At 73.0% G+C, this 18,118-nt stretch carries 17 protein-coding genes; 5 read left to right on the top strand and 12 right to left on the bottom strand.

What is annotated here, in order from left to right; genetic code table 11:
• Nucleotides 1–259 precede the first annotated feature (259 nt).
• The 5 genes from AB0N90_RS08520 to AB0N90_RS08540 all read right to left on the bottom strand — a co-directional run bounded on the left by AB0N90_RS08520 (nucleotide 260) and on the right by AB0N90_RS08540 (nucleotide 7,223).
• Entirely contained in the window at nucleotides 260–883 is a 624-nt protein-coding gene (locus AB0N90_RS08520; protein ID WP_037652910.1) for a GntR family transcriptional regulator, read from the bottom strand.
• Between the two features lie 192 nt (nucleotides 884–1,075).
• A complete protein-coding gene (gene sucB / locus AB0N90_RS08525; RefSeq protein WP_365194087.1) occupies nucleotides 1,076–2,884 on the bottom strand; it encodes a 2-oxoglutarate dehydrogenase, E2 component, dihydrolipoamide succinyltransferase in 1,809 nt (602 codons plus the stop codon).
• Between the two features lie 60 nt (nucleotides 2,885–2,944).
• Complete coding sequence (gene lpdA, locus AB0N90_RS08530) at nucleotides 2,945–4,333, bottom strand: dihydrolipoyl dehydrogenase (protein WP_365194090.1); 1,389 nt, start codon at nucleotides 4,331–4,333, stop codon at nucleotides 2,945–2,947.
• Nucleotides 4,334–4,603: 270 nt separating this feature from the next.
• Complete coding sequence (locus AB0N90_RS08535) at nucleotides 4,604–6,148, bottom strand: leucyl aminopeptidase (RefSeq protein WP_365194092.1); 1,545 nt, start codon at nucleotides 6,146–6,148, stop codon at nucleotides 4,604–4,606.
• Nucleotides 6,149–6,428: 280 nt separating this feature from the next.
• The gene (locus AB0N90_RS08540) at nucleotides 6,429–7,223 is read right to left on the bottom strand and encodes an adenosylcobinamide-GDP ribazoletransferase (protein ID WP_365194095.1); all 795 of its coding nucleotides are present in this window, start codon (nucleotides 7,221–7,223) and stop codon (nucleotides 6,429–6,431) included.
• A gap of 64 nt (nucleotides 7,224–7,287) precedes the next feature.
• On the opposite strand from AB0N90_RS08540, the gene AB0N90_RS08545 reads away from it, so the two are divergent.
• On the top strand, nucleotides 7,288–8,055 hold the full coding sequence (locus tag AB0N90_RS08545) for a hypothetical protein (protein ID WP_365194097.1): 768 nt from the start codon (nucleotides 7,288–7,290) through the stop codon (nucleotides 8,053–8,055).
• Here the strand turns inward: AB0N90_RS08545 and AB0N90_RS08550 are convergent.
• From AB0N90_RS08550 to cobT, 3 genes are all read right to left on the bottom strand, one after another.
• The gene (locus AB0N90_RS08550) at nucleotides 7,992–8,714 is read right to left on the bottom strand and encodes a hypothetical protein (protein WP_365194100.1); all 723 of its coding nucleotides are present in this window, start codon (nucleotides 8,712–8,714) and stop codon (nucleotides 7,992–7,994) included. The two genes, AB0N90_RS08545 and AB0N90_RS08550, sit on opposite strands and share 64 nt — an antisense overlap.
• A gap of 24 nt (nucleotides 8,715–8,738) precedes the next feature.
• Nucleotides 8,739–10,556, bottom strand: a complete 1,818-nt coding sequence (locus tag AB0N90_RS08555; RefSeq protein ID WP_365194103.1) for a phosphatidylglycerol lysyltransferase domain-containing protein — start codon at nucleotides 10,554–10,556, stop codon at nucleotides 8,739–8,741.
• Between the two features lie 73 nt (nucleotides 10,557–10,629).
• Nucleotides 10,630–11,775 (bottom strand): nicotinate-nucleotide--dimethylbenzimidazole phosphoribosyltransferase, encoded by a 1,146-nt coding sequence (gene cobT / locus AB0N90_RS08560; protein WP_365194105.1) that lies wholly within the window; start codon nucleotides 11,773–11,775, stop codon nucleotides 10,630–10,632.
• 136 nt (nucleotides 11,776–11,911) lie between these two features.
• Here cobT and AB0N90_RS08565 point away from each other — a divergent pair, with 136 nt between their 5' ends.
• The gene (locus tag AB0N90_RS08565; RefSeq protein WP_365194108.1) at nucleotides 11,912–12,460 is read left to right on the top strand and encodes a methyltransferase domain-containing protein; all 549 of its coding nucleotides are present in this window, start codon (nucleotides 11,912–11,914) and stop codon (nucleotides 12,458–12,460) included.
• 26 nt (nucleotides 12,461–12,486) lie between these two features.
• Here the strand turns inward: AB0N90_RS08565 and AB0N90_RS08570 are convergent, their stop codons facing one another.
• Nucleotides 12,487–13,689 carry a bifunctional adenosylcobinamide kinase/adenosylcobinamide-phosphate guanylyltransferase gene (locus AB0N90_RS08570; protein ID WP_365194111.1) on the bottom strand — a complete coding sequence of 401 codons (1,203 nt, stop codon included), beginning with the start codon at nucleotides 13,687–13,689 and terminating at the stop codon, nucleotides 12,487–12,489.
• Nucleotides 13,690–13,769: 80 nt separating this feature from the next.
• On the opposite strand from AB0N90_RS08570, the gene AB0N90_RS08575 reads away from it, so the two are divergent.
• Nucleotides 13,770–13,982: a hypothetical protein gene (locus tag AB0N90_RS08575; protein ID WP_361671181.1), complete on the top strand. Its 213-nt coding sequence runs from the start codon at nucleotides 13,770–13,772 to the stop codon at nucleotides 13,980–13,982.
• A 117-nt stretch (nucleotides 13,983–14,099) separates the two neighbouring features.
• On the opposite strand, the gene AB0N90_RS08580 is transcribed toward AB0N90_RS08575, so the two are convergent.
• The 3 genes from AB0N90_RS08580 to AB0N90_RS08590 all read right to left on the bottom strand — a co-directional run bounded on the left by AB0N90_RS08580 (nucleotide 14,100) and on the right by AB0N90_RS08590 (nucleotide 16,706).
• Nucleotides 14,100–15,182, bottom strand: a complete 1,083-nt coding sequence (locus tag AB0N90_RS08580; protein WP_365194115.1) for a trypsin-like peptidase domain-containing protein — start codon at nucleotides 15,180–15,182, stop codon at nucleotides 14,100–14,102.
• A gap of 115 nt (nucleotides 15,183–15,297) precedes the next feature.
• Nucleotides 15,298–15,999, bottom strand: a complete 702-nt coding sequence (locus AB0N90_RS08585; protein WP_365194734.1) for a methyltransferase domain-containing protein — start codon at nucleotides 15,997–15,999, stop codon at nucleotides 15,298–15,300.
• A gap of 83 nt (nucleotides 16,000–16,082) precedes the next feature.
• On the bottom strand, nucleotides 16,083–16,706 hold the full coding sequence (locus tag AB0N90_RS08590; RefSeq protein ID WP_232984107.1) for a DUF3043 domain-containing protein: 624 nt from the start codon (nucleotides 16,704–16,706) through the stop codon (nucleotides 16,083–16,085).
• A gap of 267 nt (nucleotides 16,707–16,973) precedes the next feature.
• On the opposite strand from AB0N90_RS08590, the gene AB0N90_RS08595 reads away from it, so the two are divergent.
• Together AB0N90_RS08595 and AB0N90_RS08600 are read left to right on the top strand one after the other, a co-directional pair.
• A complete protein-coding gene (locus AB0N90_RS08595; protein WP_162135025.1) occupies nucleotides 16,974–17,771 on the top strand; it encodes a PspA/IM30 family protein in 798 nt (265 codons plus the stop codon).
• 37 nt (nucleotides 17,772–17,808) lie between these two features.
• Nucleotides 17,809–18,087 carry a hypothetical protein gene (locus AB0N90_RS08600; RefSeq protein ID WP_365194119.1) on the top strand — a complete coding sequence of 93 codons (279 nt, stop codon included), beginning with the start codon at nucleotides 17,809–17,811 and terminating at the stop codon, nucleotides 18,085–18,087.
• The last annotated feature ends 31 nt before the right edge of the window (nucleotides 18,088–18,118 follow it).

The raw sequence follows: 18,118 nt of genomic DNA on the forward strand, positions 1-18,118 counted from the left end.
GGGTGGAAGTCCGTCGGTGACTGTAACTCCCTGATCGATGATCGATCAAAGGGTTGAGCGGGAAAACCTCTTGATTCCAAGAAAGTCGGCACCCGGTGCCTTGGAACTGGGCACCCGGTGCCGTATTTGATCAGGGATTTCCCAGGTGAGCGGGGGTGTGCTCGGGTGGTGGCGCGTCAGCCGGACGTCAGAGCGCGTCAGCCGGACATCAGAATCAGGCAGACATCAGAACCAGACAGACATCAGAATCAGCCGGACTTCAGGCGCGCGGGGCGCAGCCGAGGACATGCGCCTTCACGAGCTCCGCGATCCGCGGATCCCGGCGCTTGAACGCCTGCACCAGTTCCTCGTGCTCCTCGGCGTACGACTGCTGCACCGTGCCCAGCCAGCGGATCGACAGGGCGGTGAAGACCTCGATGCCGAGGCCCTCCCAGGTGTGCAGCAGCACCGAGTTGTCGGCGGCGCGCACGAGCTCGCGGTGGAAGCCGACGGTGTGCCGCACCTGCGCGGTGCCGTCGGCGGCGCGGTCGGCCTCGTACAGGGCCAGCACATGGGGTTCAAGGGCCGAGCAGTCGAGGGAGAGGCGGTCGGCGGCCAGCTCGGCCGCGATGGCCTCGAGACCGGCCCTGACCGGGTAGCTCTCCTCCAGGTCGGCCGCGGTGAGATTGCGGACCCGCACGCCCTTGTTCGGCGCGGACTCGATCAGCCGCAGCGTCTCCAGCTCCCGCAGCGCCTCGCGCACCGGGGTCTGGCTGACCTCCAGCTCGGTGGCGATACGACGCTCCACGATGCGCTCACCCGGCTGCCAGCGCCCGCTGACGATCCCCTCCACGATGTGCTCGCGGATCTGTTCGCGCAGCGAGTGGACTACGGGCGCGGTCATGAGGGCTCCTCCCGGGGGCTGACATCTAGACAATACGGCGGCTTCGCCCGGCGGGAGTGTGCGCGGGGGGCGCTTCGGTGCAGGTGAGACGAGGCTTACACGGGAGGCGTGGCGACAAACACGAACACCCCGCCCGGAACGTTCCGGACGGGGTGTCGTACCGCTTGATCAGGCCAAAAGCCTCGATCGTGGTCAGAGGCCGAGCTCGACCTCGAACTCGCCGGCCTCCAGGATCGCCTTGACCGCCGTCAGGTAACGGGCCGCGTCGGCGCCGTCGACCAGACGGTGGTCGTAGGAGAGGGTCAGGTAGGTCATGTCGCGGACGCCGATGACCGTGCCCTCCTCGGTCTCGATGACGGCCGGACGCTTGACCGTGGCACCGATACCGAGGATCGCGACCTGGCCCGGCGGCACGATGATCGTGTCGAACAGGGCACCGCGCGAACCGGTGTTGGAGATGGTGAAGGTCCCGCCGGACAGCTCGTCCGGGGTGATCTTGTTGGCGCGGACCTTGCCCGCCAGCTCCGCCGTGGCCTTGGCGATGCCCGCGATGTTGAGGTCGCCGGCGTGCTTGATGACCGGGGTCATCAGGCCCTTCTCGGAGTCCACCGCGATACCGACGTTCTCGGTGTCGAAGTAGGTGATCGTGCCCTCGGCCTCGTTGATCTTGGCGTTGATGACCGGGTGGGCCTTCAGCGCCTGCGCGGCGGCCTTGACGAAGAACGGCATCGGGGAGAGCTTGACGCCCTCACGGGCCGCGAAGGAGTCCTTCGCCTGGCCGCGCAGCCGCATCAGCCGCGTCACGTCGACCTCGACGACCGACGACAGCTGGGCCTGCTCGTGCAGCGCCTTGACCATGTTGTCGCCGATGACCTTGCGGATGCGAGGCATCTTGACGGTCTGGCCGCGCAGCGGGGAGACCTCCAGCGCCGGGGCCTTCTTGGCGGCCGGGGCGGCCGCGGCGGCCGGAGCCGGAGCGGCGGCGGGGGCCTTCGCGGCCTCGGCGGCGGCGATGACGTCCTGCTTGCGGATACGGCCGCCGACGCCGGTGCCCTTGACGGCGGCCAGGTCGACGCCGTTCTCGGCGGCGAGCTTGCGCACCAGCGGGGTCACGTACGCGCCCTCGTCCGTCGCCTGGGTGGCGGTCGGGGAGGTCGGCGCGGTGGCCGGAGTGACCGGAGCCGGGGCCGGAGCGGCCGGGGCCGGGGCGGCGGGCTGCACCGGGGCGGCCGGGGCGGCCGGGGCCGGAGCCGGAGCGGCGGGAGCCGGGGCCGCGGGGGCGGCCGGGGTGGGCTCGGCGACCGGAGCCGGAGCGGTGGGGGCCGGGGCGGCGGCGGGGGCCGGGGCCTCCGGAGCCGGAGCGGCGGCCGGGGCGGCACCGGGGGCGCCGATGACGGCGAGCTTGGCGCCGACCTCGGCGGTCTCGTCCTCGGCGACCACGATCTCCAGCAGCACGCCGGAGGTGGGCGCCGGGATCTCGGTGTCGACCTTGTCCGTGGAGACCTCGAGCAGCGGCTCGTCGGCCTCGACGGAGTCGCCGACCGACTTCAGCCAGCGGGTGACGGTGCCCTCGGTGACGGACTCACCGAGCGCGGGCAGCACCACGTCGGTGCCCTGGGCGCCACCGGCGGGGGCGGCGGCCGGGGCGGCCGGAGCCGGCGCGGCGGGGGCCTCGGCGACCGGCGCCGGGGCGGGCTCGGCCACGGGGGCCGGGGCCGGAGCCTCGGCGGCGGCCGGGGCCGGGGCGGCGGCGGGGGCGCCGCTGCCGTCGTCGATCAGGGCCAGCTCGGCACCGACCTCGACGGTCTCGTCCTCGGCGACCTTGATGGACGCCAGCACGCCGGAGACGGGCGAGGGGATCTCGGTGTCGACCTTGTCGGTCGAGACCTCGAGCAGTGGCTCGTCGGCCTCGACGCGCTCACCCTCGGCCTTCAGCCAGCGGGTGACGGTGCCCTCGGTGACGCTCTCACCGAGCGCCGGAAGGGTTACGGAAACCGCCATGGTTTCGGTTGCTCCTTACGAATTGCGGAAGTCTGTGTCGTCGCGCCCGTGACCGAGGGCTCAGTCGTGGGAGTGCAGCGGCTTGCCGGCCAGGGCCAGGTGGGCCTCGCCCATCGCCTCGTTCTGCGTCGGGTGGGCGTGGATGAGCTGGGCCACCTCGGCCGGCAGCGCCTCCCAGTTGTAGATCAGCTGGGCCTCGCCGACCTGCTCGCCCATGCGGTCGCCCACCATGTGGACGCCGACCACGGCACCGTCCTTCACCTGGACGAGCTTGATCTCGCCCGAGGTGTTCAGGATCTTGCTCTTGCCGTTGCCCGCCAGGTTGTACTTCAGAGCGACGACCTTGTCCGCGCCGTAGATCTCCTTGGCCTTGGCCTCGGTGATGCCGACGGAGGCGACCTCGGGGTGGCAGTACGTCACCCGCGGGACACCGTCGTAGTCGATCGGGACGGCCTTCAGACCGGCCAGGCGCTCCGCCACCAGGATGCCCTCGGCGAAGCCGACGTGCGCGAGCTGGAGGGTCGGGACCAGGTCGCCGACGGCGGAGATGGTCGGGACGTTGGTCCGCATGTACTCGTCGACCAGGACGTAGCCACGGTCCATGGCGACACCCTGCTCCTCGTAGCCGAGGCCCTGGGAGACCGGGCCGCGGCCGACGGCGACGAGGAGGACCTCGGCCTCGAACTCCTTGCCGTCGGCGAGGGTGACCTTGACGCCGTCCTGGGTGTACTCGGCCTTCTGGAAGAAGGTGCCGAGGTTGAACTTGATGCCGCGCTTGCGGAACGCGCGCTCAAGAAGCTTCGAGGAGTTCTCGTCCTCGACCGGCACGAGGTGCTTGAGGCCCTCGATCACGGTCACGTCGGAGCCGAAGGACTTCCACGCGGAGGCGAACTCGACGCCGATGACACCGCCGCCCAGGATGATCGCGGACTTGGGCACGCGGTCCAGGACGAGGGCGTGGTCGGAGGAGATGATCCGGTTGCCGTCGATCTCCAGGCCCGGCAGCGACTTCGGCACGGAGCCGGTCGCCAGCAGGACGTGACGGCCCTGGACGCGCTGACCGTTCACATCGACGGAGGTGGGGGAGGACAGCCGGCCCTCGCCCTCGATGTACGTCACCTTGCGGGACGCGATCAGACCCTGGAGGCCCTTGTACAGACCGGCGATCACGCCGTCCTTGTACTTGTGGACGGCCGGGACGTCGATGCCCTCGAAGGTGGCCTTGACGCCGAACTGCTCGCTCTCGCGGGCCTGGTCGGCGATCTCGCCCGCGTGCAGCAGGGCCTTGGTGGGGATGCAACCCCGGTGCAGGCAGGTGCCGCCGACCTTGTCCTTCTCGATCAGGGCGACGTCCAGACCCAGCTGCGCCCCGCGCAGGGCCGCGGCGTAACCACCGCTGCCACCGCCGAGGATCACTAGGTCGAAAACGGTGCTGGCGTCGTTCGCCACGTCACGTCCTCCATGCATGTGCGCCTTGCGCCGATCTCCGATGACCGGCGGGCGGCTGGTGTCCGGCCGCTTGATGCTTCGGCCCTTCGGTGGGGGCCCTGTCCTGCCGGGCTCCATCTTTGCACTTGTTGGAGGCGGACGAGACGCCGGGCTGGTGTGTGAGACGTCCCACTCCGGGCACGCCTCAGGGGCGCGGGGAGCCGTGTGAGCAGCCACCCGCGCCCCTGAGGACGCGATACGGACCGTGCGGTCCGAGCTGTCGGACGGGCGTCAGCCCAGCTCACCCGCGGCGGTCAGCTCGACGAGGCGGACCAGCGTCCGCACCGCCGTGCCGGTGCCGCCCTTCGGCGTGTACCCGAAGGGCGCGCCCTCGTTGAAGGCCGGGCCCGCGATGTCGAGGTGCGCCCAGGCGATGCCCTCGCCCACGAACTCGCGCAGGAAGAGGCCGGCCAGCAGCCCGCCGCCCCAGCGCTCGCCGACGTTGGTCATGTCGGCGACCTGGGACTCCAGGCCCTTGGTCAGGTGCTCCGGCATCGGCATCGGCCACGCCGGCTCGCCGGTCTCCTCCGCCGCCTCGTACACCGCGGTGCGGAACGCGTCGTCGTTGGCGATGACACCCAGCGTCCGGCTGCCCAGCGCCACCATCATCGCGCCGGTCAGCGTCGCGACGTCCACGATCGCGTCCGGCTCCTCCTGCGACGCGGCCCACAGCGCGTCGGCGAGCACCAGCCGGCCCTCGGCGTCGGTGTTGAGCACCTCCACCGTCTTGCCGCTGTACATGCGCAGCACGTCACCCGGGCGCACCGCCGAACCGGACGGCATGTTCTCGGCCAGCGCCAGCCAGCCGGTGACGTTCGCCTCCAGGCCGAGCCGGGCCGCGGCGACGACGGCCGCGAAGACCGCAGCGGCGCCCGCCATGTCGCACTTCATCGTCTCGTTGTGACCGGCCGGCTTCAGCGAGATGCCGCCCGAGTCGTAGGTGATGCCCTTGCCGACGAAGGCGAGGCTCCGCTCGGCCTTGGGGTGCGTGTACGCGATCTTCACCAGGCGCGGGGTCGCCGCCGAGCCGCCGCCGACGCCGAGGATGCCGCCGTAGCCGCCCTTGGTCAGCGCCTTCTCGTCGAGCACCTGCACCTTGAGGCCGTGCTCCTTGGCCGCGGCCTGCACGATGCCCGCGAAGCTCGCGGGGGTGAGGTCGTTCGGCGGGGTGTTGACCAGGTCGCGGGCGCGGTTCAGCTCCTCGCCGACCGCGAGGGCGCGGGTGAGGGCGCCCTTGTGGGCGGCGTCGCGCGGCTTGCCGCCGAGCAGCACGGCCTCGCCCAGCGGGGCCTTGCTGTTCTTGGCGCGGGCGCCCTTCGCCTTGCCGTTGTTCTCCTTGTAGGAGTCGAAGGAGTACGCGCCGAGGAGCACGCCCTCGCCGATCGCCTCCAGGGCACCGGGGCCGTCCACGGGCAGCGCGAGCGCGGCCTTCTTGGCGCCGGCCAGCGCCCGGGCCGCCGTACCCGCGGCCTTGCGCAGCACCTCGGCGTCGAAACCGGCCGCCGCGTCCTTGGTGTCCGGCTCCGCGCCCAGGCCCACCGCCACCACGAGCGGGGCCTTGAAGCCCGCCGGGGCGGGCAGCTTCGTCAGCTCGCCCTCCGCGCCCGAGGCGCCGAGGGTCTCCAGGACGCCGGCCAGGCTGCCGTCGTACGCCTTGTCCACGGCCTCGGCGCCCGGCGCGACGACGGGTCCCTTGGCGCCCTTGGCGACACCGATCACGATCGCGTCGGCCCGCAGGCCGGGCGCCGCGGCGGTGCTGAGAGTCAGAGCAGTCACGGTGGTGAATTCTCGCTTCCGATGTGAAGTTGCTTGGGGTGGGTCGACCGGGCCCGACAGCCGACCCTAGGTCCAGGTCTGGGGGCAGGTGGCAACCGGGGTCCCCGCCTTGTGAGGCGGGCACCCGGGACGAGAGTACGCGCGTGCCTCCCCGCGCTCATGCCCCCGGTGTTCACCCCCACATGGCGCGGCGACCCCCACCACCCGCCGCGCCAGGCCCTGTGACCTTCCCTTTCGTGGTCAAGTGCCCCCTCCCGCGAGGAAGTTGCGGCCCGCTCCGTCAGTGGCCGAAGGCCAGCACCACGAGGGACGCCGTAGCGGCCGTCTCCGCGAGCGCGCCGAACACGTCCCCGGTCACCCCGCCGAAGCGGCGCACGCAGTGGCGCAGCAGGAGTTCGGCGGTGGCGAGCGCGAACAGCACGGCGGCCGCGGCACGCAGGGCGCCGTACGGGCCGGACTCGGCGCCCCAGGCGGCGGCGCCCGCGGCGCACAGCACGGTGAGCGCGAGCGCGCCCGGCACCGGCACCACTCCGGCGACGGCCGCCCCGAGCCCCTCGGGCCGCGCGGCCGGCACCCCGGTGCGGGCGGCCAGGGTGAGCGCGAGCCGGGCGGTCACCGCGGAGGTCACCGCCGCCGCGGCGCCGCGCGCCCACGAGTCGTCGTACGACTGCGCCAGCACGGCCACCTGGGCCAGCAGCGCCAGGACGAGGGTGAGCACCCCGAACGGGCCGATGTCCGACCGCTTCATGATGCGCAGCGCCTCCTCGGCCGGCTTGCCGCTGCCCAGCCCGTCCGCGGTGTCGGCGAGCCCGTCCAGATGCAGTCCGCGGGTGAGGACGGCGGGTACGGCGACCGAGCCGACGGCGGCGAGCAGCGGGCCGGCGCCGAGGAGCAGCAGGAGCAGTGCGAGGGCGACCGAGAGGGCGCCGGCGACCAGGCCCACCAGGGCGGCGGCGAGCATGCCCCCGCGCGCGGCCCCGCGGTCCCAGCGGTGCACCCGTACGGGCAGCACGGTGAGCGTGCCGAAGGCGAACCGGAGGCCGTCGAGAGGAGAGGGCGGCGAGGACGTGCGCATCGGCGCAGGTTATCCGGCGGCCCGGGGCCCGCCGTCGGCCGGGCGCCGGGGATAAAGTGCGCACATGGGGCACTGGTGGGTGCGGAACATCATCGAGCCGGGCAAGCTTCCGCTGCTGCTCGCCCTCACCGCCTTCGTGCTGACGTTCGCCGTCACCCGGGTGATCACCCGTCTGATCCGGGCAGGCAAGGGTCCGTTCCGCAATGTCAGCGCGGGCGGGCTGCACATCCACCATGTCGTCCCCGGGGTCGTGCTCACCGTCGTCGGCGGCTTCGGCGCGGTCGCCAGCGACCGGCACGGCGCCGGCGGGGCGCTGGCCGCCGTGGTGTTCGGGATCGGCGCGGGCCTGGTCCTGGACGAGTTCGCGCTGATCCTGCATCTGCAGGACGTCTACTGGACCGAGGAGGGCCGCCAGAGCGTCGAGGCCGTGGTGCTCACCGCGGCCCTGGTGGGGCTGCTGCTCGCCGGGTTCGCGCCGTTCGGCGTCAACGACCTGACCCAGGAGGAACTCACCGACCGCGGCACCGTCATCGCCAACATCGCCGCCAACTTCGTGCTCTCCCTGGTCGCCCTGAGCAAGGGCAAGACCCGTACCGCGGTGTTCGGCGCGATCGTGCCGCTGGTCGCGCTGGTCGGCGCGCTCCGCCTGGCCCGCCCCGACTCCTTCTGGGCCCGCCGCTTCTACGGCCGCCGCCCCCGCGCCCGCGCCCGGGCCACCCTGCGCGCCTACCGCCACGACCGCCGCTGGACCCCGCGCAGCCGCGCCGTTCAGGACTGGATCGGCGGCAGGCCCGACCCGGGCCCGGCCCGGCTGCCCGGCGGCCGCCGCTGAAGCAGCCGGCAGGGGCGGTGCCGTACCGCCACCGCCAGGCACAGCGAGCCCACCGCCATCAGCGCGGCCAGATGCTCCTTGCCCGCCAGGTTCTCCTTGAGCAGCACCTCGGCGACCATCGCCACGGTCACCGCGCCCGTCGTGGCGTACGCGCCGTGCCGCCAGGCCACGAACACCGCGAGACCCACCACGGCGGCCGACGGGCCGGTGTCCACCACCTGCGCGTCCGTCCACGGCAGCCCGAACGGGGCGTGCGCGCCGAGGGTGATGCCGAGGCGCGCGTACAGGGTCCCGGCGAGCGTGGCGAGATACGCGATGACGAGCGTGCGCCACCAGCCCAGGCACAGCTCGGCGATCCCGAACACCAGCAGGATCTGCGCCAGCGCACCCCACACCGGCAGGTCGAGGGCGGGCACGAACAGCGACAGGGGGGTGCGCAGCAGGCTCAGCCACAGGGGGTCCTCGGCCCGGACCGCGCCGAGGCTCTGCACCAGCCGGAAGCCCCACGGCCGGTTCTGCGCGAACTGGAGCAGCGCGGTCAGCAGCACCGCCGCGGTGGTCATCGGCATCGCCCACGGGCGCGGTCTCCGCAGGGGCCCGCGCAGGGTGCCGTACAGCGGTCCCCACTCGGCGCGGGCCCAGCGAGTGAGCGATCCCATGCGAAAATCCCTACCCCGGTACGGTCATCGGCGCGCCCCGAGCCGTCCCCGGTGCAGCCACTTGGGCAGTCCCGGGGCCTCCAGGAAGCCCTCCGCGCGGGCCGAGGCGAGGCCGATGCGCGGCAGGTCCGCGCTCTTCTCGAAGAGCAGGAACCGCGGCTCCCAGATGGGCCGGTACTTGGCGTTGGCGCGGTACAGCGACTCGATCTGCCACCAGCGGGAGAAGAAGCTGAGCAGCGAGCGCCACAGCCGCAGCACCGGTCCGGCGCCGAGCCGCGCACCACGTTCGAAGACCGAGCGGAACATCGCGAAGTTCAGCGACACCTGTGTGATCCCGATCTCCCCGGCGCGCCGCAGCAGCTCGATGACCATGAACTCCATCAGCCCGTTCTCACAGGCGCGGTCGCGGCGCATCAGATCCAGCGACAGCCCGCTCGGGCCCCAGGGCACGAAGGACAGCAGCGCCCGCGGCCGGCCCTCGGCGTCCGTGCACTCCAGCATCACGCACCGGCCGTCCGCCGGGTCCCCGAGCCGCCCCAGCGCCATGCTGAACCCGCGCTCGGTCGCCCCGTCCCGCCAGTCGTCCGCGCGCTCGACCAGCAGCGCCATCTCGGCCGCCGGGATGTCCTGGTGACGCCGGACGCGCACCTCGTACCCGGCCCGCCGCACCCGGTTGTACGCCTGCCGCACGGTGCGCATCGCCCGCCCCTCCAGGGTGAAGTCGGCGACCTCCACGAGCGCCTCGTCCCCGAGCTCCAGCGCGTCCAGGCCGTGCCGGTGGTAGACGGTGCCCGCCTCCTCGCCCGCCCCCATCACCGCCGGGATCCAGCCGTGCGCCCGCGCCTCCTCCAGCCACGGCACGATCGCGCCCGGCCAGGCCTCGGGGTCCCCGAGCGGGTCCCCGGAGGCGAGGCTCACCCCGCCGACCACGCGATAGGCGACGGCGGCCTTGCCGGTCGGCGACCACACCACGCTCTTCTCCCGGCGCAGCGCGAAGTAGCCGAGGGAGTCCCGCTCGCCGTGCCGCTCCAGCAGCGCCCGCAGCCGTCGCTCGTCGTCGGCGGTGAGCGGGTCGACGGCGCGCCGGGAGCGGAAGGCGGCGTAGAACACGGCGAGGACCAGGGCCGTACTGAGCACATTGACGACGACGTTGGCCCAGGTGGGCGGGGCGATGCCGGGGAAGTGGCGCTCGTCGGCGGAGACCGAGACCAGGCGCAGGGTGCCGTAGTGCCAGCGCTCCCAGAACGTCGAACGGGCCGCGTCCGGCGCCTGGTTGGTGACCGTCACCAGCAGCCCGGCCAGCAGGCTGGCGGCCAGCCCGCCGCCGACGGCGACGGTGGCCGCGAGCCGGGGATTGGCGCGGTCGCCCTTCGCGTAGAACTCCCGCCGCCCCACCAGCAGTGCCCCGACGAACGCGGCCGTCAGCACCAGCGACACCCAGTTCTGCGCGTACCGGTGGATCTCCGGGAACGCCATGGCGAACGCGAACAGCGCGAGGAAGACGCCGCTGAGCACGAGGTTGAGGATCCACGCCGCGCGCTTGCGGCGCCGCATCGTGATCGCCAGGAACGCGGTGAACACACCGGAGGCGAAACCGGCGGTCAGCAGGTACGGCGTGAAGAAGTCGTCCTGGTTGTGCCGGCGCACGTCCTGGTACAGCGAGACCCACACCGCGGTGAGGAAGTTGATGAACGCGACGACCCGCAGGTACCAGACGGCGAAAGCGGCGGCCTTGGGGGACACCCCGCCCGACCGCCGCCCGGCCGCACCCGACCGCTCCGCTTCTTCGACCGACCGCTCCGCCACCACGCGCGGCGGGGTGGCAATCCGGGCATCTCCCATGGTGATGGATCATATGGGGGTTGCCTGAACGAACGGCACTTATCGCCTCTCGGGGCCGGCTGTTTCCCGCCGACTACGCTTCCCCGGCCGCCGGCTCCCCGTCGGCCTTCGGCTCCCCCTCGGCCGCCGGCTCCGTGTCCGCCGCGGCGGTCTCCGGCTCCTTCTCGCTCTCCGGCTCCCGCTCCGGCATCTCCGCGGCCAGCGCCGCCGCGGCCTGCACCAGGGGGAGCGCCAGCAGCGCGCCCGTGCCCTCGCCGACCTTCACGCCCTGCTGGAGCAGCGGCTCCAGGGCCATCCGGTCCAGCGCCTTCGCCTGCCCCGGCTCCCCGCTGTCGTGCGCCGCAAGCCACCAGTCCGGTGCCCGGAACGCGACCCGCTGCGCGACCAGCGCGCACGCCGCGCTCACCACGCCGTCCAGGATCACCGGCAGCTTGCGCACCGCGCACTGGAGCAGGAACCCGGTCATCGCCGCGAGGTCCGCCCCGCCGACCGCGGCCAGCAGCTGCGCCTGGTCGCCGAGCACCGGCCGGGCCCGGCGCAGCGCGTCCCGGATCGCCGCGCACTTGCGCATCCAGGTGAGGTCGTCGATCGCGACGCCGCCCCGCCCGGTCACCACCGACGCGTCGGTCCCGCACAGCGCCGCGATCAGCACCGCGGCCGCGGTGGTGCCGCCCACGCTGATGTCGCCGAGCACCACCAGGTCCGTACCGGAGTCGGCCTCCTCGTCGGCCACGGCGATGCCGGCCCGCAGCGCGGCGTCCACCTCGTCCTCGGTGAGCGCGTCCTCGATGTCGATACGACCGCTGCCGCGCCGCACCCGGTGGCGCCCGACGTCCTCGGGGAGGTCGCCCGGGTCGCAGTCCAGGGCCATGTCCACGACCCGGACCGGCACCTGGAGCCGGCGCGCCAGCACGGCGGCGGGGCTCGCGCCCTCCAGCACGTCCCGCACCAGCTCCCGCGCGCCGCCCGCGGGCCGCGTCGAGACGTCCAGTCCGGCGATGCCGTGGTCGCCGGCGAAGAGGATCAGCCGCGGCCGTTCGACCGTCCGTACCGGTACGGCGCTCTGCGCGGCGGTCAGCCACTCGCCCAGCTCGTCCAGGCGCCCCAGCGCCCCCGGCGGCACGATCTGGCGCTCCCGCCGGGTCTCGGCGTCACGGCGCACGCCCCCGTCCGGGCGCTCGATCAGATCGGTGAAGTCGTCCAGATCAATCCTGCTCATTCGCCGAACAGTACCGCCAGCGGGCGAACGGTTCCGCGCCACATCGCCACCACGACCCGGCGATGTCATTGCGTCCAAGATCGGTATCCCATACGTTCCGTTTTGCAGCGAAATGTCGTACAGGGAGCCGCCGTCCATGCCGACCTCGCCCCGCGCACTGGAGCCCCTTCTCCAACGCAGCTTCTACGCACACCACTTGGCCCGGATCCGGCACCGGCTCACCGCCCGTGCGCTGTCCTCGCTCCCCGGGCTCCCCGAACCGGAGAGCTGGCTGGACGTGGGCACGGGGTACGGCCATTTCCCGGAGGCGGCCAAGCGGTACTTCCCCTACACGAGCTTCGACGGCACCGACCCGACGGACCGCGTGCGGCGGGCGCTGGCGGAGGACCGGGTGGAGGAGGCGTACCGGGGTCAGCTGGCCGAGGTGGCGCCGCGGCTGCGCGGCCGCTACGACGTGGTGAGCGTCCTCGGGCCGCCGCGGCATGCTCCGGAGGCCGAACTCGACGCGGCGTTCACCGTCCTGCGGCCCGGCGGCCACCTCGTCCTGGGCGCCTGCTGGTCACCGGCCGATGTGGAGGCTCTGGCCTGCGCGGTCCTCCCCGGCGCCTTCCAGATCCCGTTCCTCCACCACCACCGGTTCGTGGCCCGGAAGGACATCGCGCGGCCGCGTCCGCACCAAGGCTGACCGCGCACCTCACGGAGCTGTTCGGCTCACCCCCGCAGGACCACGGCCTGCCCCGCCACGATCAGCAGCACCTGCTCGCACTCCGCCGCGAACGCCGCGTTCAGGCGCCCCAGTTCGTCCCGGTAGCGTCGCCCGGACGCCGTCGCGGGGACGATCCCCGAGCCCACCTCGTTCGACACGGCCACCACCGGCCGCCGCGCGCACCGCACCGCCTCCGTCAGCTCCCGCACCCGCTCCCGCAGCGCCTTCTCACCCCCGCCCGCCCACTCCGCGTCGTCCCACGCCCCCACCTCGTCCATGACATCCGTCAGCCACAGCGACAGACAGTCGATCAGCACCGGCGGCCCGTCCGCCGCGAGCACCGGCACCAGATCCGTCGTCTCGGACGTACGCCACGACCCCGGCCGCCGCTCCCGGTGCGCCGCCACCCGCACCGCCCACTCCGTGTCCCCGCCCCGCGTCCCGCCGGTCGCGACGTACAGCACATCGGGGAAGGCCTCCAGCCGCCGCTCCGCCTCGACCGACTTCCCCGAACGCGCCCCGCCGAGCACCAGCGTGCGCCGGGGCACATCGGGCACGTCCTCGTACGCGCCGACCACCAGCGTCGTACCGTCGGGCACCGCCCGCGCCCCCGCCGCCGCGAGCCGTCGCCGCAGCTCACCGCCGGGCGGCACATCGTGGTCGAGATGGACCGCGAGCACATCCGTCGTCGGCCCCACCGAACCGACCGCCCGCAGCCGGGCCAGCGCGTCGGGCCGGCCGACGACATCCGCGAGGACCATGTCGTACGACTCCGCCGTCGCCGCCTCCAGACCCGCGGGCGCCCCGCCCGGCGGCAGATACAGCAGCCGCCGCCCGTCCGGACCGGTCACCGCGTACCCGGTGCCGCCCGCGTCCATCGCCACCGCCCGCACCCGATGCCCCGTCAGCAGCGTCAGCTCCCGCCCGTCCGGCACCCGTACCGGCTGCGGCAGCCCGGCCGGCACCTCCACCGGCGGCCCGTCGTGCGGATGGGACAGCAGCACCTGGCGCACCCCGCCCAGCGAGTGCCCGGCCCGCGCCGCCGCGAAGGCCGCGCCCGGGGTGAGGTCGAGCAGCAGCGCGCCGTCCACCAGCAGCGCGGTGGCCGCCCGCGCGTCCGGACCCAGCGCCGTCGCGCAGGCGGCACAGGGGCAGTCGGGGCGGGGCAGACCGGCGGGGGCACCGGTACCGAGCAGAGTCACTTCCACGGAACGATTTTCGCCTGTCCGATCGGGTATTGCGCTTCCGTCTACTCTTCCAGCAGGTGTCGGATCACTAGGAGGCCCACATGACGGCATGGACGTGGCGGTTCGAGAAGGCCGACGGGAGCGAGGTCCAGCCCGCGGTCCAGCCCGAGGAGTTCACCACTCAGGGGGACGCCGAGTCCTGGGTGGGGGAGCACTGGCGGGACCTGATGGAGGGCGGCGCGGACCAGGTACGGCTGTTCGAGGAGACCACCGAGATCTACGGTCCGATGAGCCTGCACGCCGACGCCTCCTGACGCCGCGGTGAGGAGGGGCGCGCCCCGGGGCCCGGGAATCCGGAGACCGGGCACCCGGAAGGCCGTATCCCCGGAGGCCCGGCACCCGGAAGGCCGTACCCCTCCTCATCCCCGTCCTCACTGCTCGCCCAACGTCACCTGCGCCGTCCGCTCCGCCCCGTCACGCTGATACGTCACCGTCGTCCGCCCGCCCGGCTTGTCCGCCGCCAGGGCCTCCTGGAGCGAGGTGATGGTGGTGATGGACCGGTTGCCGACCTTGGTGATGATGTCGCCGGTGCGCAGCCCCGCCTGTGCCGCGGGGCCCCCGCTGCGGACGGTCGCGATGGCGACCCCGGCCGGCTGCAGGCGGTCGTCCACCACGGTCCGCCCGGTGATGCCGAGCGCGGCCCTGCCCGAGTCCACGACCCGGCCCTCGCGCACGATCTGACCGGCGATGGTCCGCGCCATCGACGCGGGGATGGCGAAGCCGATCCCGGCCGCCGCGCTGCCCAGATTGGGGTCGGCCGCGGCCAGCGTCGGAATGCCGACGACCTGCCCGTCGAGGTTGACCAGGGCGCCGCCGCTGTTGCCCGGGTTGATGGCGGCCGAGGTCTGCACCATGTTCGCGATGGTGGCGCCGGTGCCCCCGTCGCTGCTGCCCTCGCTGACGGTCCGCCCGGTCGCCGAGACGATCCCCTGGGTCACACTGGACGACAGCCCGAGCGGTGAGCCCATGGCCAGCACGATCTGGCCGACCTCCACCTTCTCGGAGTCCCCGAACACCGCGGGCTTCAGCCCGTCCGGCACCCGGTCCAGCTTGATCACGGCCAGGTCCTGCTGGGGGTAGGAGTAGACGAGGCTCGCGGTGAGCGGCTCCTCGTTGCCCGCCGTGGTCACCCGGAAGGTCTTCTCGTCGCCGACCACGTGCGCGTTGGTGACGATGTGCCCCCGATCGTCGTACACGATCCCGGAGCCCAGATCACGGCTCGCCTCGATCTGCACGACCGAGGGCAGCGCCTGCTTGATCACCCGCTGGTAGGCGCTCTGGAGATCGTCCGCCGCCATCGGCACGGTCACCGGGCTGGCCGTCGCCGCGCCGGGCCGCCGCGCGCTCGGCGCGCCGGGGCCCTCGCAGCCCGCCGTGAGCGCCGCGCAGCACAGCAGTACGACGGCGAGGAAGGCGCGGCACCGGACAGGGGTACGGGAAGCGGAAGCGTCCATGCACCGAGTCTGGCCGCGCGTTGATCAGCGGGCCCGCCGTATTGCCCCGATCGGGCTCAGCCGCACACTCTGCGGGGGTCGCGCACTCTGTGGGGGCCGCGCACCCCGCGGGGATTCAGCCCCGTACCCCGCACAGATGCAGCAGCGCCGCGACGCCCCGGTACGGATCCGTGCGGCCCGCCCGCTCCTCGGCGGCGAGCAGCGTCGGAAGATCGTCCGGCAGCGGCGCGTCGTCCCCGGCCAGGTCCGTGAAGACCCGCACGCCGTACCAGGCGTGCAGCGGGGCGGCGATGCCCGCGAGGGTCGCGGTCAGCGCGGACAGCCGGTCGGCCCGCACATTCAGGCCGAGACGGTTGGTGTACGAGGTGGTGTCGAAGGCGGCCAGCGCGCCCGCCGCGTCACCGGCGAGACCGGGCCGCATGGCGAGCGCGTCGCCGTTGCGCACCAGCAGCGAGAGCAGCCCGCCCGGCGCCAGCACCCGCGCCAGGCCCGCCACCAGCGGATCGGGCTCGGTGACGTACATCAGCACACCGTGGCAGAGCACCAGGTCGAAGCTGCCCGGCAGGAAGTGCACCCCGGTGTCCCGGCCGTCGCCCTGCACCAGCCGCACCCGCTCCCGGATGCCCTCCGGCTCCCGGGCCAGCGCCTCGCGCGCCGCCGCGACCATCACCGGATCCTGCTCGACCCCGGTCACCTGATGACCGAGGCGGGCCAGGCGCAGGGCCTGGGTGCCCTGCCCGATCCCCACGTCGAGCACGCGCAGCCGCCGCCCGACGGGGAACCGCCCGGCTATCTGCTCGTCCAGCTGCCGCGCCACCAGTTCCTGGCGTACGACATCCCGGAGCCCGCCCACCTTGTCCAGCCAGGAGTGCGCCGCACCCCCGGTGAAAGCGTCTGCGCTCAGGGCCGCTCTCCGCGCTTGACCTGCGGCTTCGGCAGCCGGAGCCGGCGCATCTGGAGCGAACGCATCAGGGCGTAGGGCACCGCGCCACGCGTGTTGCCGTCCGGGAAGCGCTCCTTGAGGCGCTTCTTCAGGCGGAAACCGCTGACGGCGGCGTCGACCACGATCAGGACGATCACCACGGCCCACAGCAGCAGCGCGATGTTCTGGATCGAGGGCACCCGCACCACGCTGAGCACGAGGATCACGATGGCGAGCGGCAGGAAGAACTCCGCCACATTGAACCGCGAGTCCACCCAGTCACGGGCGAACCTGCGGACCGGACCCTTGTCGCGGGCCGGCAGATAGCGCTCGTCACCACCGGCCAGCGCCTCGCGCTGCTTCTGGAGCGCCTGGCGGCGATCCTCGCGCTGGCGCTTGGAGGCGTCCTTGCGCGTCGTCGGCGTTTGGGCGACGCTGCGGCGCTGGGACTGGGCCTCACTGCGCTTGGGCGTGGGCCTGCCCTTCGGGGCCTGCGGGTCGCGGGGCTGCTTGGAGAAGTTCACCGGCTTGTCGGCCTGGGACTTCTCTTCCTTGGCACGGCTACGGAACACAAAGACCAAGGGTAAGGGCATCCGAGGCATGGACCCCAGCCCGGCTGGGAACGATCCGGCAACACCGAGCGTCTGTACGACGCAGAGGGGGCGTTCCGGAGGCTTCGAACTGGGTCCGAGCGGGGCCCGGGTGGGGGACCGTCTCCTCCCTGCGCCGGAGCGGTACGGTCCGCAGTCGTTCTTGGGGATGAGCGCATCACGCCCCGGACAGTGCGGTAATGGAGGCAAGGCCCGTACTGTGGGTCTTGTCGCAGGATCGGTGAGCTGGAGTCCGTCAGAAGGGGGCGCGCGAAGCCCATGAGCGGTGTCATGAAGCGTATGGGGATGATCTTCCGCGCGAAAGCGAACAAGGCCCTTGACCGGGCCGAGGACCCGCGCGAGACCCTCGATTACTCGTACCAGAAGCAGCTGGAGCTGCTCCAGAAGGTGCGCCGCGGGGTCGCCGACGTGGCGACCAGCCGCAAGCGCCTGGAGTTGCAGCTCAACCAGCTCCAGCAGCAGTCCGGGAAGCTGGAGGACCAGGGCCGCAAGGCGCTCGCGCTCGGCCGCGAGGACCTGGCCCGCGAGGCGCTGTCCCGGCGCGCCGCGCTCCAGCAGCAGGTGACCGACCTGGAGACCCAGCACGCCACCCTCCAGGGCGAGGAGGAGAAGCTCACCCTGGCGGCCCAGCGCCTGCAGGCCAAGGTGGACGCATTCCGCACCAAGAAGGAGACCATCAAGGCCACCTACACCGCCGCCCAGGCCCAGACCCGGATCGGCGAGGCCTTCTCCGGCATCTCCGAGGAGATGGGCGACGTCGGCCTCGCGATCCAGCGCGCCGAGGACAAGACGCAGCAGCTCCAGGCCCGCGCCGGCGCCATCGACGAGCTGCTCGCCTCCGGCGCCCTGGACGACCCGACCGGCATGGCCAAGGACGACATCGCGGCCGAGCTGGACCGGCTCTCCGGTGGTAGTGATGTAGAGCTGGAGCTGCAGCGCATGAAGGCCGAGCTGGCCGGCGGCACCCAGCAGCAGGCCATCGAGGGCGGCACCGGTCAGGGGCAGCCCCAGGCCCAGCAGCAGCCGCAGGACACCCCGCGCTTCGACAAGCAGTAGCGGGGCCGCAGCCGGGAGACGAGTCGAGGAGGCCGACGTGATCGTACGGATCATGGGGGAGGGCCAGGTCAGGCTGGACGACTCCCACTTCGCCGAGCTGAACAAGCTCGACGACGAGCTGCTGGCCGAGACGGAGAACGACGACGAGGAGGGCTTCCGGCGCACCCTGGGCGCCCTCCTCGACGCGGTCCGCCGACTCGGCGCCCCCCTCGCCGACGACGAACTGGAACCCTCCGACCTGATCCTCCCGGCCCCGGACGCCTCCCTGGCGGAGGTCCGCCTGATGCTCAGTGAGGACGGCCTGATCCCGGACTGAGCGTCCGCCCCCCCGCCCGGCCCTCGTACCG

Source organism: Streptomyces sp. NPDC093018, assembly GCF_040684035.1.
In the GTDB taxonomy this organism is placed as follows: Bacteria; Actinomycetota; Actinomycetes; order Streptomycetales; family Streptomycetaceae; genus Streptomyces; species Streptomyces murinus.